The 16,808-nt window shown below is 63.3% G+C and carries 15 protein-coding genes; 12 read left to right on the top strand and 3 right to left on the bottom strand.

Features of this window, described 5'->3' with window-relative positions; genetic code table 11:
• Positions 1-19 precede the first annotated feature (19 nt).
• The 11 genes from J3P94_RS14225 (at position 20) to J3P94_RS14175 (ending at position 12,072) form a co-directional block, all read left to right on the top strand.
• Positions 20-622 carry a transposase gene (locus J3P94_RS14225; protein ID WP_370871120.1) on the top strand — a complete coding sequence of 201 codons (603 nt, stop codon included), beginning with the start codon at positions 20-22 and terminating at the stop codon, positions 620-622.
• 26 nt (positions 623-648) lie between these two features.
• Positions 649-2,253, top strand: a complete 1,605-nt coding sequence (locus J3P94_RS14220; RefSeq protein ID WP_434568443.1) for a ShlB/FhaC/HecB family hemolysin secretion/activation protein — start codon at positions 649-651, stop codon at positions 2,251-2,253.
• Positions 2,254-2,270: 17 nt separating this feature from the next.
• Positions 2,271-4,070, top strand: a complete 1,800-nt coding sequence (locus J3P94_RS14215; protein ID WP_434568442.1) for a DUF2341 domain-containing protein — start codon at positions 2,271-2,273, stop codon at positions 4,068-4,070.
• 11 nt (positions 4,071-4,081) lie between these two features.
• Complete coding sequence (locus tag J3P94_RS14210) at positions 4,082-4,507, top strand: ExbD/TolR family protein (protein ID WP_434568441.1); 426 nt, start codon at positions 4,082-4,084, stop codon at positions 4,505-4,507.
• A 2-nt stretch (positions 4,508-4,509) separates the two neighbouring features.
• Positions 4,510-5,214 (top strand): TonB family protein, encoded by a 705-nt coding sequence (locus tag J3P94_RS14205; RefSeq protein ID WP_434568440.1) that lies wholly within the window; start codon positions 4,510-4,512, stop codon positions 5,212-5,214.
• A 40-nt stretch (positions 5,215-5,254) separates the two neighbouring features.
• Positions 5,255-6,946 (top strand): putative porin, encoded by a 1,692-nt coding sequence (locus tag J3P94_RS14200; RefSeq protein ID WP_434568439.1) that lies wholly within the window; start codon positions 5,255-5,257, stop codon positions 6,944-6,946.
• A 15-nt stretch (positions 6,947-6,961) separates the two neighbouring features.
• Entirely contained in the window at positions 6,962-7,618 is a 657-nt protein-coding gene (locus J3P94_RS14195; protein WP_434568438.1) for a DNA repair protein, read from the top strand.
• 20 nt (positions 7,619-7,638) lie between these two features.
• Entirely contained in the window at positions 7,639-8,118 is a 480-nt protein-coding gene (locus J3P94_RS14190) for a YbjN domain-containing protein (RefSeq protein ID WP_434568437.1), read from the top strand.
• Positions 8,115-9,059 (top strand): peptidylprolyl isomerase, encoded by a 945-nt coding sequence (locus tag J3P94_RS14185; RefSeq protein ID WP_434568436.1) that lies wholly within the window; start codon positions 8,115-8,117, stop codon positions 9,057-9,059. The genes J3P94_RS14190 and J3P94_RS14185 overlap by 4 nt, the downstream gene beginning before the upstream one ends.
• An 85-nt stretch (positions 9,060-9,144) precedes the next feature.
• The gene (locus tag J3P94_RS14180) at positions 9,145-10,125 is read left to right on the top strand and encodes a LysR substrate-binding domain-containing protein (protein WP_434568435.1); all 981 of its coding nucleotides are present in this window, start codon (positions 9,145-9,147) and stop codon (positions 10,123-10,125) included.
• Positions 10,126-10,371: 246 nt separating this feature from the next.
• Positions 10,372-12,072 carry a diguanylate cyclase gene (locus tag J3P94_RS14175; protein ID WP_434568434.1) on the top strand — a complete coding sequence of 567 codons (1,701 nt, stop codon included), beginning with the start codon at positions 10,372-10,374 and terminating at the stop codon, positions 12,070-12,072.
• 28 nt (positions 12,073-12,100) lie between these two features.
• Here the strand turns inward: J3P94_RS14175 and J3P94_RS14170 are convergent, their stop codons facing one another.
• Together J3P94_RS14170 and J3P94_RS14165 are read right to left on the bottom strand one after the other, a co-directional pair.
• Positions 12,101-13,660, bottom strand: coding sequence for a GMC family oxidoreductase (locus J3P94_RS14170; RefSeq protein ID WP_434568433.1), 1,560 nt, complete (start codon positions 13,658-13,660; stop codon positions 12,101-12,103).
• A gap of 57 nt (positions 13,661-13,717) precedes the next feature.
• The gene (locus J3P94_RS14165; RefSeq protein WP_434568432.1) at positions 13,718-14,479 is read right to left on the bottom strand and encodes an alpha/beta hydrolase; all 762 of its coding nucleotides are present in this window, start codon (positions 14,477-14,479) and stop codon (positions 13,718-13,720) included.
• A 111-nt stretch (positions 14,480-14,590) separates the two neighbouring features.
• Here J3P94_RS14165 and J3P94_RS14160 point away from each other — a divergent pair, with 111 nt between their 5' ends.
• Positions 14,591-16,024 carry an HD domain-containing phosphohydrolase gene (locus J3P94_RS14160; protein WP_434568431.1) on the top strand — a complete coding sequence of 478 codons (1,434 nt, stop codon included), beginning with the start codon at positions 14,591-14,593 and terminating at the stop codon, positions 16,022-16,024.
• Positions 16,025-16,037: 13 nt separating this feature from the next.
• Here the strand turns inward: J3P94_RS14160 and J3P94_RS14155 are convergent, their stop codons facing one another.
• Positions 16,038-16,796, bottom strand: a complete 759-nt coding sequence (locus J3P94_RS14155) for a hypothetical protein (protein WP_434568430.1) — start codon at positions 16,794-16,796, stop codon at positions 16,038-16,040.
• Between the last annotated feature and the right edge of the window lie 12 nt (positions 16,797-16,808).

Genomic DNA, 16,808 nt, shown 5'->3' with positions numbered 1-16,808 from the left:
GAGTGAGGCAATGGGGACTATGGAACGTTATTCGAAAGTGGGCATGCAGGAGCTGGACCAGCGGCTATCGAAGATCGTCGAGGCGGCGCGCAAGCAGCCGGTCTCGGTGTATCGCTACGGTGCGCCGTGGGTCTGGATCGTTTCCCAGGATGACTGGCAGGGCGCGCTCAAGGAAGTGTCCAGCTACATCCCCCAGGGTCATTCCCTGGTGCTGTTACGGCCACAGATCGACGACCTGCTGGCCGAACACCGCGACGTGCTGCAGGGCCTCAACGCCGATGCCGGCATGCTCATCGCGCCGCAGACGGCCATGCACATCCTGCTGCTGCAATTGCTCTATTCGGTGCCCAGTGAGCAGCAACTCTACGAACAACTCAATTACAACCTGCTGTTCCGTTGGTTCGTCGGCCTGGACCTGAACCAGAAGGTCTGGAGCTTCAACGTGCTGAGCAAGGACCTCGCCACGCTGCTGGGCGATGCGCGGGCCGTGCGGCTTATCCAGAAAATCATCGGTGAAGTGTTCTGTGGCGCCTTGCTGCAAATGCCCGAGTTCTCCTTGAACTTCGCGCTGCTGCACACCTGGCTGGCCCGGCATGCCACGACATCGACCGCAAGCAATTGAGCCGTACTTTGAATTCAGGGGGTGGTGTGGAGCATTTTTTCAAATCGCGGCCGGCGCTGTGGGGCTGGCTGCTGTTGGCGGTCGGGGGGCCGTCGGCATTCGCAGCAGAAGGAGCACCGGAAGCCGAAGCGGCGCCGGCTCGCCTGGTGGACGTCAACGAGTACTTCGTGCGCGGCAACACTGTGCTGGATGCCCGCGCGATCGAGGAAGCGGTGTATCCGTTCCTTGGCCCGCAAAAGACTTTGAACGACATTGAAGGCGCCCGCGAGGCGCTGCAAAAGGTCTATCAGGCTCGCGGTTACCAATCGGTGTTCGTCGAGTTGCCGGAGCAGAAAGTCGAAGACGGCATCGTCTACCTGCAAGTCAGCGAGACCAAGATCGGCCGCGTGCGGGTCGTTGGTGCCAAGCACTATTCGCCGGTGGAAATCCGCGAAGATGTGCCGGCGCTCAAGGAAGGCGAGGTGCCGGATTTCGCCCAGGTCCAGACCGAACTGGCGCAGTTGAACAAGACCCCGGGGCGCCAGGTCATGCCGCTGGTACGCGAAGGCCAGCGGCCGGGCACCATGGACGTAGACTTGCAGGTAGAAGACCAGGATCCCTGGCAGGCCAGCCTCGGTCTGAACAACGACTACAGCGCCGACACCGAGAAGCTGCGCACGGTCGCCAGCCTCGGCTACAACAACCTCTGGCAACTGGGTCACAGTATTTCGCTGACCTTCTTCACCGCGCCCCAGGACACCGAAAACGCCAAGGTCTGGTCGGGTTCCTACACCGCGCCACTGAGCGAACGCTGGAGCGTGCAGTTCTCCGGTTACCAGTCCGACAGCAACGTGGCGACCGTCGGCGGCAGCAACGTGTTGGGCAAGGGCCACTCCTACGGTGTGTCGGCGATCTACAGCCTGCCGTCCAGTGGCGCATGGGCCAACAGCTTTTCGGTCGGAGTGGATTTCAAGGACTTCGACGAAGAACTCAACCTGGGCGGCGCCAGCGACAAGGCACCGCTCAAGTACGCGCCGTTCACCTTCGCCTACAACGGTTTCCGCTACACCGAAACCAGCCAATTGGGCCTCGGCCTGAGCCTGGTGGCAGGCACCCGTAGCCTGCTGGGTTATGGCAGCGACGACGAGGAGTTCGACTACAAGCGCTACCGCGCCAGCCCAAGCTTTGCGGTGCTCAAGGGCGACGGCAATTACACCTTCACCTTCGGCAACGACTGGCAGACCGCCTCCAAAGCCGCCTTCCAGCTGGCCTCAGGGCCGCTGGTCTCCAATGAACAGTTCTCCGCCGGCGGTGCCACGTCGGTACGCGGCTACCTGGCCGCCGAGCGCACCGCTGACGACGGCTACCTGTTGTCCCAGGAGCTGCGCACGCCGTCGCTGGCCAGGTTTCTCGGCAGCTATGTCCAGGAGTGGCGCTTCTATGCCTTCGCCGAGGGTGCGCAGCTGTACCTGCGTGACGAACTGCCCGACCAGGATCCCGATTACAGCCTCGCCAGCGTCGGCCTCGGCACCCGTGCGAGCCTGAGCAAATGGCTGTCCGGGAGCCTCGACTGGGGCTTTCCGCTGCTCGACGGGCCGAACACCACGAAACAGGAATCGCGCCTGCACTTCAACCTGCAAGCGACGTTTTGAACCCAGGAGTCATGTCCATGCAACGCTTATTAATACCGCTGTTGATCTGCCTGGGGCTGCTGCTTCCGGCGACCGCCAACGCCTGGTGGCAGGACGGTTGGCACTACCGCAAACAGATTTCGGTGGACACCACGCCGCAAGGCGCGGCCATCGCCCAGGCCTTGGGCCGCACGGCGTTGCTGGTGCGCCTGCACACCGGCAACTTCACCTTCGACGGCGTCAAGGAGGATGGTTCGGACCTGCGCTTCGTCAGTGCCGACGACAAGACCGTGCTCAATCACCAGATCGAAAGCTTCGACCCGTTGATGGGCATGGCCCTGATCTGGGTCGATATGCCGAACGTCGAGGGTGGCCAGCGCCAGGATCTGTGGATGTACTACGGCAACCAGAAAGCCCCGGCCACCGCCAGCGGCCAACTGGCCTTCGATCCGGACTACACCGCGCTGTACCACTTCGATGGCGCCACCGGCATACCACCACGGGACACCACGGCTTACGGCAACAACGCCCAGGGCGCGGCTGGCGTGAGCATCGACGGCGTGATCGGGCGGGCCCTGCAGTTCAACGGCCAGCCACTGTTGCTGCCGGCCAGCCCGTCGCTGCAACACACCGCCGGCGCCGCGTTCACCTTCAGCACCTGGCTGCGCCAGGACCAGGCCAGCGGTGAGCAAATCGTCCTGGCCCGTCGCGAAGCTGCCGCCAGTCTGTTGGTGGGGGTCAACCAAGGGGTGCCGTTCGTAGCGATCAATGATCAGCGTGCGGCCTCGACCCAGCCGCTGAACCCCGGCCAATGGCAGCACCTGGCACTGACCGCCTCGGGTGATCGAGTCGTGCTGTACGTCAACGGCCGCGAAGCCGCGAGCCTGGCGCTGGCAATGCCGGCGTTCAATTCGCCGATCGCCTTGGGGGCAGACGTTACCGCCGGCGCCTACGCGCCGTTCAGCGGGGCCATGGACGAGGCGCGCCTGTCCAAGGTCGCCCGGCCCGCGCCGCTGCTCCTGGCCGATGCCAACGCCCAGGGCGCCGAATCGAAACTGGTGGCCTACGGTGTTGATGAAGAACAGTCCGGCTTCGGTTTCGGCAGCCTCGGTTTCCTGCTCAATGCCGTGCCGCTGGACGCCTGGGTGATCATTGCCGTGCTGGTGCTGATGATGTTCCAGTCGTGGGTCATCATGATCCGCAAGAACCGCATGGTCAGTCGTCTCAGCGCTGCCAACGAAGCGTTCCGCGAGCAGTTCGCCCGGATCGGCACGCGCCTGGAAATGTTCGCCGACGACCAGGAACTTGCCCAGCGCCTGCAACACTCGTCGCTGTGGCGCTTGTACCTGGTGGCGGTCAAGGAGATCCGCACCCGCCGCGATCAGGGCGCCGACACCTCGACCGTTTCGGCCGCCACCATCGAGGCGATCCGCTGCTCCATGGATGGCGTACGCACCCGCGAAAACCAGGCGCTGAGCTCGAAACTCTCGACCCTGTCCAACGCCATCGCCGGCGGCCCGTACATCGGCCTGCTCGGCACCGTGCTGGGGATCATGGTGGTGTTCCTCGGCACGGCCATGGCCGGTGACGTCAACATCAACGCCATCGCCCCAGGCATGGCCGCCGCGTTGCTGGCCACCGCCATGGGCCTGTTCGTCGCGATCCCGGCGCTGTTTGGCTACAACCGCCTGATCACCCGCAACAAGGAAGTCAGCGCCGACATGCGGGTGTTCGTCGACGAGTTCATCACGCGCCTGGCGGAGATGCACGGCGAAGGCCAGTCCGGCGAAGCGGCTCATCGCCGTGACCATCACGTCCAATCGTCCGTACCGGCCTGAGGAGCATCGCCATGGCTAGCGTAAATACGTCACACGATGACGACGATGATGCAGCGGTCGACAGCATCAACGTCACGCCGCTGGTGGATGTGCTCATGGTAGTGCTGGTGATGTTCATCCTCACCGCCACGGCGCAGGTCTCGGGCATTCAGATCAACCTGCCCAAGGCCAGCGCCTCGGTGTCGTTGTCGGAGGCCAAGACCAAGGCGATTTCGGTGAATGACGGCGGCCAGGTATTCCTCGATGCCTACCCGGTGACCCTGGCCGAGCTGGAGGAGCGCCTGCGCATCGAGAAAGCGCAGAGCCCGGACTTTCCGGTGATCGTGCGCGGCGACGCCACCGTGCAGTACCAGAAAGTCATCGAAGTGCTGGACCTGTTGCGGCGCCTGGAACTGTCCCAAGTCGGTCTGGTGACCGGCAAACCGAGCCAGGGCTGATCATGACCGCCAGACTTCCCGTCAACCCGCCCCCCGTGAAGCGCTCGCCGCTGCGCCTGCTCAAGTGGGCCGCCGGCCTGGCGCTGGCTGGCCTGGCAGCGTGGCTGCTGTGGCAATGGGCCAACGACATGAGCGGCGTGCGCCGTGAAGCACCGAAGGTGCCGACGATTATCCCGCTGCCGCCACCACCGCCGCCGCCCCCGGAAAAACCCAAGGAGCCGGAACCCAAGGTCGAGGAAAAAGTGCCCGAGCCCGAGCCGACCCCGGAACCCGAAGCGGTCAAGCCTGAGGAAGAAGCGCCGCCGTCGCCGGTGGATGACCTGGCCAATCCGATGCAGATGGACGGTGACGCCCAGGCCGGCAACGACGCCTTCAACATTGGCGCGGGCAAGGGTGGCGGCATGGCCGGGGCAGGGGGCGGCCGCCTCGGCAACGGCACCTACAGCCAGTTTCTGGCGTTCACCTTCCAGCGCTTGCTGCGGGAAAACCCGGACTTGCGCAGCCTGGCGTTTTCGCTGCAGGCCGACGTCTGGCTCAGCGCGGTCGGGGAGATCACCCGTGTCGAGCTGGTCAAGTCCAGCGGCAACCCGCAGGTGGATGAGCAAGTGATCGCCGCCCTGCGTGCCGCGCCGCATCTGAGTGAACGGCCTCCGGCTTCCCTGACCTTGCCCGTGCGCCTGTCCTTGCAGGGACGGCGTCCGGGCTAACCCGAATTCTTCAAAGTTTGCCAACAGGAGTTGTGTGCAGATGATTGCCAATGTGAATCGATTGTCGTGGGCGGTCGGCCTGGTTGTCTTGAGCCTGGCCGGGCACGCGTCGGCAGCCCCGGCGCCTTCGGAAAACGCCACGATCAATCTGATCCGCCTGCTGGTGCAGCAGGGCGTGCTGAAGCAGGACCAGGCCGATGGCCTGATCGCCCAGGCCGAGCGCGAAGCCGTGCAGGCCCGTCAGGCTGCCACTGCCGTTGCCGCCGCACCCGCCGGTGCGCCCGGGGATGTGCGGGTGCAGTACGTGCCGAACATCGTGCGTGAGCAGATCCGCGACCAGGTCAAGGCCGAAGTCATGGCCACGGCCAAACAGGAAAACTGGGCGCAACCCAACACCTTTCCGGATTGGGTCTCGCGCATCAGTTTTGATGGCGATATCCGTCTGCGGGACGAATCGCGCTACTACTCGGGCACCAACAGCAACCAGATCGTCGACTTCGCTCGCCTCAACGACCGCGGCCCCTATGATGTCAACCCCAACAGCAGCTCGAACCTGCCGCCCTTGCTCAATACCCGTGAGGACCGTGAAAACCTCTTCCGCCTTCGGGCGCGCCTGGGCATGAAGGCGGTGATCGCGCCCGAGTGGACCGCGGGCATCCGTATCGGCACCGGCTCGGACAACAATCCGGTTTCCACCACCCAGACCCTGGGTGGCGGCTTCGGCAAGAAAGACATCTGGCTCGACCAGGGTTACCTGACCTGGAAGCCCTCGGATGAGTTGACCCTGACCGGCGGGCGTATCGCCAACCCGTTTTATTCCACCGACCTGCTGTACTCCGGCGACCTGAACTTCGATGGCGTGGCGGCGATTTTCAACCGCAAGCTCAGCCAGGACTTCGGCCTGTTCGGCACCGTCGGTGCGTTCCCGGTGGAGTACACCAACGACACCAGCACCAGCAACGGCACGGACAAGGAAGAGAGCGACAACAAGTGGCTGTACGGCGCGCAACTGGGCGCCAACTGGGCAATAAACGACGGCAACCGCGTCAAGGGTGCGCTGGCCTATTACCGCTTCGACGACATCGAAGGCCAGCGCTCGTCGCCGTGCGAGCCCTGGGCCGGTGACCCGGGCTGCGACACCGACGGCTCGCGCGTGGCGTTCATGCAGAAGGGCAACACCGTGTTCCTGCTGCGCGACATCACGCCCAACCCGCTCAATCCGTCTGCCACGCCCCAGCCGCAATACGTCGGCCTGGCCTCGGAGTTCAACCTGCTGGACCTGAACCTGGCGTGGGACACCGATCTGCCGGAAGACCTGAAGCTGCGTAGCCAGGCGCATTACGTGCACAACCTCGGTTATGACGAAGGTGACATGCGCAAACGTTCGGAAGGGCAGTTCGCCAACAACCTCGATGAGAACGGCGAGGTGGAGAGCGGCGCCAACGCCTGGATGCTCCAGTTCACTCTGGGTAACTCCCTGGAGCTCAAGCGCCAGGGCGACTGGAACATGTTCGCTGGCTACAAGTACATCCAGCCGGACGCCTTGCCGGACGGCTTCAACGATTCCTCGTTCCACTTGGGCGGCACCAACGCCAAGGGCTATTTTCTGGGCGGCAACTACGGCCTGGCGAGCAACGTCTTCGCCACCGGGCGCTGGCTGAGTTCCGAAGCGGTGTACGGCGCGCCGTACGACATCGATGTCTTGCAGCTTGAAATCAACACGCGCTTCTAAGCGCCGGGAGGCCTCATGAAAAGGCGAGCCATCAACCCTTGTCCTGCCGCGTTGCTGCTGGGCCTGTTGCTCAGTCCGTTATTGATCGGCAGCGCCTACGGCGAAGGCCTGGAAGAACGCCTGCGCACGCAACTGCGCAGCACCACCGCCCAGTTGCAGACGTTGCAAAGCGAACAGGCCCAGGCCAGTGTCGCCCGCCAGGCGGCGGAAAACCGCGCCAAGGAAGCCGAGGCTCAGGTCAAGCGCCTGACCGCCGAGCTGGCCAAGGCGCAAGGCCTGGCCGAACAACTGGCCGGGCGCCAGGAAAGTCTGCAAAGCCAGGCCCAGGCGCAGGTCGCGGCCAGCCATGAGCAGATCGGCAAGTTCAAGAAGGCCTATGACGAGCTACTGGTAATGGCCCGGGGCAAGGAAGCCGAACGGGCCCGTCTCGAAGCCCGGTTGCATGAACGTGACACACAAGTGCAGCAATGTTCGGTCAAGAATCAGCAGATGTACGACGTCGCCAAGGAACTGCTGCACGCCTACGAAAACATCGACGTGACCGACGTCATGAAGATCCGCCAGCCGTTCGCCGGCAAGGCCCGGGTACGTTTCGAAGAGTTGGCCCAGGGTTTTGGCGATGATCTCTACAAGAACCGTTTCGATGCGCCCCAGGCCTCGATCACCCATTGATAGCGCAAGGAAGAACCAACATGACTTCATTGATTGAACACGTCACGCCCGCGTCCCTCACCGAGGTGTTGCAAGCCGCCGGTTATCGGGTCAACGAAACGGAGCAGAACGGTATCGTGCAACTGCTCAGCGCCAGCCAAGGCATCGGTTATGCCGTGCGCTTCGGCAATCCGACACCGACGCCGGGCCAATACCTGGACTTCACCTTCAGCTGTGCCTTGCGCGTACAGGGTGAATTGCCGGCCGGGCTGGCGGAGCTGTGGAATGCCTCGCGACGCTTTGCCCGGTTGTCGGTGCAGGGCGAATTCCTGGTGATGGAAATGGACGTGGTGGTGGCGGCCGGCGTCAGCGCCGAGCACCTGCGCAGCAACCTGGAACTGTGGGACCGGTTGCTTCAGGAATTCATCGTCTACCTGCGCGAGTTCAGCCAGAACGCCGCCCGCCTGCACACCGGCGCCGAGCCTGCTGAGGCCGCGCCGGAGGAGGCCGCCGCACTGTGAAAAAGCCAACGTTTGTCATCAGCGCTGCGGCGCTGGGCCTGGTTGCCGTGGCTGTTGTCCTCGGCTTGCGTCCCGGCAACGATCCGGTGGCGGCAGTGCAATCGGTCAGCGTGGCGGCAAACGAGTCGCCGAGCCTGGCGCGGTTGGGCAGCCAGCAGGTCAGCCCGGAAGAACTCAAGGCGCTGCTAGCGGCGCTTGCCCCCGAGGTTCGCCAGCAGATGCGCGGCAACCGCGCCGCACTGGAGGGCTGGATCCGCGCAAGACTGGCGGAAAAAGCCGTGCTCGAGCAGGCCGATGCCCAAGGCTGGCGTCAGCGCCCGGAGGTGGAGCGCCAGATGCGCGCTGCGACCGAGCAGATTGTCTTTCGGGATTATCTGCAGTCGGTCAGCCAGGTGCCGGCCGGGTATCCCAGCGAGGATGAGCTGAAACAGGCCTACGAAGCGGGAAAAGCCAACTGGACCGCACCTGCGCTGTACCGGGTGAGCCAGATTTTCCTCGCCGCGACCGAGCCACAGACCGTCGAGGCGGTGCGCCGCCAAGCCGTGGAATTGAGCAAGAAGGCCCAGGCCGCGCCGGCTGAATTCGCCGCCCTGGCCAGCCGTTATTCCCAGGACCGCGCCAGTGCCGAGCGCGGTGGCGACAGTGGCTTCCAACCGTTGCAGCAACTGGTGCCGACGGTGCGCGAGGCAGTGGTGCGGTTGAAGGTGGGCACGGTATCGGACCCGGTGCAGAGCGCTGCGGGCTTTCACGTGATCAAGCTCACCGAGCAGCAACCGGCGCGGGAAGCGACCCTGGATGAAGTCCGCGAGCGCCTGACCCAGGCGTTGCGTGCCCAGCGCCAGGAGCAGATCGCCAAGGCCTACCTGGACGGCATGCTCGACACCGCGACGTTGAGCATTGATGGCGCGCAGTTGAGCAAGGTGCTGGAGGAGGTTCGGTAGCTGGTTTATAGGGACTGCTGCGCAGTCCAGCGGGAGCAAGCTCCCTCGCCACGCTTAATCGTTTTCTAATGACAGGGAGTCACTCATGTCTTTCATAGAGCCCGCAGGACGCCAGGCTGTCACCGCATACCGCGCGCCCTTGCGCGCACCTGAGCCCTGGTTGGCCTTGGCCGCCAGCATCGAGCCCCAGGTGGCGCAGTGTTTTCTGGTCAGCGCCCGTTGCGGCTGTTTCATGCAGGCGTCCCGCAGCCTGAACGTCAAGGCCACCTGGCTGCGCAAGCAGTTGGCCCAACTGGAAGCTCGCTTGCAGCGATCACTGTTCAGCTTCCAGGGCAGCACCCTGGCGCTTACCCGCGAAGGACGGCAATTGCAGGCGCGCTTGCTCGCTCTGGGCGAGGACGATCCGCCAGCGCTGGCCGACCAACCGTTGATTCGCCTTGCAGTGGCCGAGTCGATCCTGCACGACCTTCTGGGTCGTGACCTGATTTCATTGCTGCGCCGCAACGCCAGCGTGCGCTTGCAAATCATCACGCTGGACAGCGAACTGGCGCTGCAGGCGGTCAGTGCCGACCTGGTGCTGTGGCTGAGTGACGGGCAGGAATCAACGCCGGCGCCGAGCGTTGCGACACAGCCGCCGGAGCAGCTGGCGCGGCTGGACTATCTGCCGCACATCGCCAAGCGTTATTCCCGCCCGGCCAGCCGTCCGCGCCGGTTGGAAGAGCTGGACGACTACATGTTGGTGCAATGGCAGGCCGACAGCCAGGTGGGCAGTTTCACGCCGTGGAATAACCTCGTTGAGCAACGCCGCGCCGGCGTGGTGCAGGTGCAATCCTATGAGTTGATGCTGGAAATGATCCGCTGCTGCGCCTGCATTGGCCTGTTGCCGCAGTACATGAGCCATTTCGATCGCGGCCTGGTCGCCTTGCCGGGGTTGTTTGGGCAGCCGATGCAGCGCCACCTGTGGATGGCGGTGAGCACCGAGGCCCGGCCAGTGCCGCAGGTGCAGATGCTCATCGAACTGATCCGCCACACGCTGGATGAGCGCAGGGAATGGTTCCGGGCTTGATCCACTTGGATTCGCGCCAAAGCAGCTTCAAGCCGTGATCGGCAAATCGGTGAGATTGGGACGGCCCGAGCGAATACCATCCTCGACCGCCCCGGCGCTTTCGCTGATATCGGTATGTCAGCTAAAACTGGCGATACGACTTGCCTGCCCTATGGCGTAATGCGATAAACCGTTTTTCGGTTCTGTTTCGTTACATATTTTCTTCATCAGGCCGACATCGTTTGATAGCCAAGAGCGCAATCGTCAATGCCTGATCGTAAAGCCAGCCTTCTTTTTGCCGCCGCCACCGCGACTGCCGTCATGGCCGTCACCGCGGCGGTGGGGCCGATCACGTTGTTCTGGACCAATGAGACGCGCCTGGAGCGCAACGTGGTCGAGTCGCAGATCGACCGAATCCGTAACGTCCAGGGGTTGCTGGTCGACGCGGAGACCGGCGAGCGTGGCTACGCCTTGACGGAAAAGGACGACTTTCTACAGCCGTACTATGTCGCCGTGTCTCACTTGCCTCCTGCCATCAAGAGCCTGCGAATTGCCTATCAAGGGGATCCGGCCGAAGAGATTGCGCGTGTCGAAGCATTCATCCGGCACGCCGAGCTGAAGATGGTCCACCTGGACAGGGTCGTGAAGCTGGTCAGCCATAGCGGCAATGATGCGGCAGAGGCCGAGATCGCCGCGGGTGGCGGCAAGGAACTGATGGACACCGTGCGCTCCTTGACTGCGGAGCTCATTGCTGACGAAACAGAGGAGCTTGTGGCGCTCGAACGCCAGCTTTTGAGCAACATTCGTTGGGCGGTCGCGATTTCAATCCTCAGTTTCATCGTTACCCTGGGTTTGGGGCGTTTCATCTACCTGTCCATGCGCAGCAGCGTCCGCCGTCAATCGGAGTCTGCCGTGGCGGCCAACCTGGCCAGCGATCAACTGAGCCTGAGCCTGGCGCGTTTGAAACGCCGAAATGGCGAGATTGGGCTTCTCGCGGAAATGGCCAGGCTGATGCAGACGGAGTTGTCCCAGAAGGAAACGCTTCAGCTGGCCAGTACTTACTGCCAAAAGTTGATACCTGCAAGCGAGGGGGAGTTCTTCCTCTATCGCAACTCGGCTGATGTCCTGCAACACGCCGCAGCGTGGGGACAACCCGAGGAAAAGGCCGCCGATGCGATACTCAACCCCAAGGATTGCTGGGCGATCAGGCGTGGACGCTGGCATTTGTCGGCGCACAACCACGATCTTCGCTGCCCTCATTACCCTGTAGCGTCTGGTACTGACCCAGTGACTGATTGCTGTCTTCCGTTGATGGCTTACGGTGAAATCCTCGGCCTGTTGCATATCCGTCAAGTCGGCTTGCGCGACCTGTCCGAGGAGGGTCTGCAGATCGCTGAAGCCGTAGCGGAACAAACGGCGCTGGCGTTGGCGAATGGCCGCATGCGCCAGGTGTTGGAAACCCAGTCCATAAAGGACCCGCTGACCGGGCTGTACAACCGCCGCTTCATGGACGAGACGCTCAACCGCGAGCTGGTACGCGCCGAGCGCAACGGGGCGTGCCTGAGTGTCGTGATGATCGACCTCGATAACTTCAAGCAGTTGAATGACTCTTACGGCCATTCGGCAGGCGACGCCGTGCTGCGTGCGGCTTCCGCCTTGATCGTGCAATCGCTGAGATCCTCCGACATTGCCTGCCGATTTGGCGGGGAGGAGCTGATTATCATCCTTCCGGACTGTCCGCCCGAAGGTGCTGTGGCCCGAGCCGAATCCATACGGGTCTCTCTGGAAGAGATGAGTCTGGTTGATCACGGCCAGACGCTCACTGCGACTGCTTCTTTCGGAGTGTCCTCCACACAAACCTGCGGGGCCAATCAGAATGCACTGTTGAAAGCCGCTGACTCGGCGCTTTACGCGGCCAAGCGTTCTGGAAAGAACCGGGTTGAATCCTGGCCCTTGTCAAAAAGGTGAGCCGCAAAGCTAGCGCCAGCGTCGATGCTTATAGCTCGTAGGTGGCGCGGATAGCTTCCACGGCCCGCTCGCCGATCACGACGCAGGGCGCCATCGTATTCCCGCTCGTGACATGGGGCAGGATGGACGCATCGGCAATGCGCAGGCCCTGGACTCCGTAGACGCGTAATTGACCGTCCACCACGGACATCGCGTCCCGGCCCATCTTTGCCGTACCGCACTGGTGCCAATAGGTCACTGCAGCGTTGCGAGCATAGTGTTCCAACGCTTGGGTGTGCAGTTTTCCAGGCAGGCTTTCGCCCTTTACCAAGCCCTTGAACGGCGTCTGGGTGCCCAGCTCCTGGACGAAACGAATGTTTTCCAGGGCGTTGCGCCGATCGGTCGGGTGCGACAGGGTGTTGGGTTGAATGATCGGGGCATCGCTCACGTCCGGGCCGCTGAGCGTGATCCGCCCGCGACTTTGCGGGTGGGCAAGGCCAGCGAACATCGTCCAGCCATGGGCGGGAACACCGAGTGCGGCGGTCTCTGCGCTGGGCACTGGAAATTCAACCTGGCAGTGGAACATGTCCGGAAGATGCAAGGCGCTTTCGCTGCTCCAGTAGAGCGTCGCCTCCGAGCCGCCGTAACCCACCGGTTGTGGCCTCGCGTATTCGAAGATAACCGCAAAGGACACGTGGTCCTGATGGTTGGCGCCGACGCCGGGCAGGTGCTGGACGAGCGCAATGCCATGGCGCTGCAGTTCATCCTCCGGCCCCACGCCGGATTGCATCAGGACCTTGGGCGTATTGACCGCGCCCAGGGAAAGAATGACTTCGTGATCGGCGTAGAAGCACTCGGCCTGGCCATTGCTGATGGTCTGCACGCCGATGGCGCGTTGCTCGCTGAAGAGCACCCGGCTGACAAGCGTATCGGTCAGGACGGTGAGGTTGGGCTGGCCACAGCGTGGAGCGACGTAGGCGCGGTAGATCGAATGACGCCGGCCATCCTTGACGATGAGATCGTTCAAGGCCGCACCTCCGCGGCCCTCCATCATGGCGCCGTTGGGGTTTTCAAAGGTGGGGATACCCATTGCGCCAGCTGCACTGAGCATGGCGTTGGCAATCGGTTGCGCGTCCCGGACAGGCGCAACATGGACCGGTCCGCCGCTGCCGCGACGCAGCGGATCGGCGATGCCCCGATAGTCTTCCACGCGTTGATAGATCTTCAGGACCGAGGCGTAGCCCCAAGCAGGATCGCCGCTGTCGACGGCGAAGTCTTCCCAGTCGTTCTTGTGACCTCGGGCCCACAGCATGACATTGACGCTGGACCCGCCGCCCAACCCGCGTCCCATGTTCAAGGGCATCTTCCTGTCGTTGAGGTGAGGGTTGGCTGCACCAACGAAGTTCCAATCGCGCTCGCTGCCCAGGTTCAACGGCCAATGCTGCGGTTCCAGCACATGTGGATGCTCATCGCCACCGCCGGCCTCGATGAGCAATACCTGGACCTCGGGATTCTCGGCCAGCCGTCCGGCAACGACGGAGCCGGCAGTCCCCGCCCCGCAGACAATAAAGTCGTAATGGTGCTTCTTCAGGGCGGGATTCACGGGCATGAGCGGGCTTCCTTTGCAGGGTTCCTGTTATGGAGTTCAGCGCAGCAGCGGCCTGGGTTACTGGCTCTTCTGTACGGCCTGCATGATGACTTTTGCGACGTCTGCCGGGCGTGATTGCTGTGGCACGTGGCTGGCTTCGATTTCGCTGACCTTGGCACCGATCTTCTTGGCGAAAGCCCTTTGCAGATCCGGCTGGATCATCCGGTCTTCCTTGGCCACGATGTACCAGCTTGGCTTGCCTTTCCAGGCAGCGGCGCTGGTCTTGTCATCGAAGGCCGAGGCGCGGATCGGCCCTTGCGTCGCGGCCATTACCGCGGTTTGTGCTGGGGGAAGGTCCTGGGCAAAACCGCGAGCCATGCCCTCGGTGGTCATGTAGAGGAAGCCGTTCTTGTCGGCGGCGATGTCTTTCACGCCGGATGGAGCCGGGTATTCCTTGCCCAGGTCCTTGACGGCTTGACCGGCATCCGGAGCAAACGCGGCGACGTACACCAGGCTGCGGACTTTCTTGTCGGTGCCGGCCTCGCTGATGACGGTGCCGCCCCAGGAATGGCCGACCAACACGACGTCGCTCTCCTGGTTGTTCAGTACACGCTGCGTGGCGGCGACATCGTCAGCCAGCGAAGTCAGCGGGTTTTGTACGACAGTGACCTTGATGCCTTCCGCCTGCAGCAGTGGGACGACCTTGCCCCAGTCGGAGCCGTCGGCGAAAGCGCCATGGACGATCACGACTGAAGGCTGTTGCGGCGCGGCATGGACGGCGCCGCCGAACAATGAACCGGTCATGGCGATTGTGAGGGCAAGGGCCTTGGGTTTGAACATGATGCGATCTCCTGTTTGGGGTGAGCGCAGTTTCGGCGATACTCGGCGGCCCGGGTATCGGTCGTTTATCCGAGGCCATCAACATTCAATCGGATACGCGGAGGAAACGAGATGACGACAGCTGACTGTATCGCAGTGGAAGACGCCATCCTGGCGTTGTCCATGGTCGGCGACCTGAGCATGGGCCAGCCGTTCGATCAGTCGCGTCGCACTGCCCGTTTGGTGCAGATGCTCGCGCAGGCGTGCAACGGTGCTGGCGAGCACACCGAGACCGGACGCCAGGTGGCCTTGCTGCGCTGGTCAGGCTGCACCGCCAATGCCGAGGGCTTCACCCGGCTGCTGGGCGATGACGTCGAGGGCCGCAACGCAATGCTGACGCATACCCTCAGCGAGGCGGGGCAGCGGGCGATGCGCCGGTCGACGCCGCTGGCCCAGATTCATTGCGAAGTGTCCGGTGATATCGCTCACACATTGGGTTTGAAGACCGAAGTCGAACAGGGTCTGCGCCATGTGTTCGAGCAATACGACGGTGAGGGAAGGCCATCCGGCCTGCGACATCCGCACGTGCCGGAGGTGGTTTATCAGGTGTTGCTGGCGGGGGATCTGGAGATTCTGTCCCGTACGCATGGGCTGGAGAGCGCATTGCAATGGATTGCCAGCAAGCGCGATCGCCGGTATCCGGCAGCGCTTGCCGCTGAAATGCTGCAAAACGCCGAAGACTGGCTGGATCAGCTGCGCACGCCACAGTCAGTTGATTCGCAGGTCGCCACGGCACAAGTGCCGTTGAGCCTGGTTGCTGATGTGATCGATCTCAAGCTGCCGTGGCTGGCGGGGTACTCGCGACGTGCCTCGGAGCTGGTTCGAGAGGGCGCCAGGCTTTCCGGGCTGTCGGCGCCGGCCATCGACCATCTCGGCCAAGCGGCGCTGATCCATGGCATCGGCCGCGCGGCGGTGCCCAATCGCCTCTGGAACACTCCGGGAGCCTTGCTCGACGGGGATCTTGAGCAAGTGCGGTTGGTGCCCTACTGGACATCGCGAGCCTGTGGCCAGATACCCGCCCTGGCGGTGCCGGGCCAGCTGGCAGCGCATGCCTATGAGCGCCTGGATGGCAGCGGTTATTTCCGCAGCCTGGGCGGCGACACATTGCAAACCGAACATCGTTTGCTCGCCGCGGCCCTGGCTTGGCAGGCGATGCTCAGCGAGCGGCCGTGGCGGCCGGCCTTGAGTCACGACGAAGCGAGTTGCCTGTTATTGGCCGAGGCGGATCAGGGACGGTTCGATCATCGGGCCTGCCAGGCGGTAATGGCGGCGTCACGCGGGGACGCCACGATGACAGCCGGCAAGCCGGGCGGTGGACTGCTCTCGGAGCGTGAAACCGAGATTCTTCGGCGCATCAGTACCGGGGGAAGCAACAAGGAGGTGGCGCGCCAACTGGGTATCAGCCCGAGCACGGTGCGCACCCATGTCGAAAGCGTGTTCCGCAAGCTTCAATGCACCACCCGGGCGGCGGCGACGCTGAAGGCCCTGACACTGGGTTTGATTTGAAGCCGGCAGTGACTTAACGTCCGCCGCTTCTTTCGAGCAACCGGCTTCTGAGCGGCAAATCGCTGGTGCGGTTGGCCGAGGCTTTGCCGATTGCATTGCACAAGGCCCGGACGACGGGTACGTAGCTCACTTGGCTGGGCTGGCAGGCCTGGAGCACACCCGTAGGGTTGATCAGGTGTACCGCGATGTGCCCTGGCAACCAGGAGACGAGTGGCCAGCGGGGCCGCTGGGCGAGGGTCGGGCACAGATCAGCGGCCGTCGCGCCAAATTCAGCAGAGGCCACGAACGCGACGCCCATCAGGCACGCGCCTTCCAACTGAGCGCGCAGGCGGCCGGGGTTTTCTACAGCGCCCAGGTCCGCGACAAACACCGTGTCATGCACAATCAGGCGACCTTCGTCGCTCAGCTCGACATCAAGTACCGCGGCCATATAGCTCTGCGCATCGTAGTGGGCGGCGATGCCCTGCGTTCGGCGATCCCCTGAAGGCTTGCCCCAATGGCTTTTCGCGGCCGCCTCGGTGATGACATTACGCATCCGCTGGGCGTCGAAGCCTGAACGTTGCTCAGCGCCGTGGTTCAGTGTCGAGGCCGAATCGATCAGCGAAAGCAAGTAGTCACGTTGATCGCGCCTGCACACAGGGTCCTGTGCGGCCATGAGTCGCTGTTCAGCGCCCAGGCGAAGCAACAGGTTTCTGCGGTCCAGAATGCCACCTGGCGTCAACGGCCAGACGAAGTGGTCAAGTGCGCTGTCGTGCCCGTCAGGGTGGTTCATTGCGTGTCTCCT

The sequence above is a fragment of the Pseudomonas sp. Z3-8 genome, assembly GCF_051131975.1.
GTDB lineage: Bacteria > Pseudomonadota > Gammaproteobacteria > Pseudomonadales > Pseudomonadaceae > Aquipseudomonas.
This window is presented reverse-complemented; position numbering and strand designations above follow the sequence as displayed.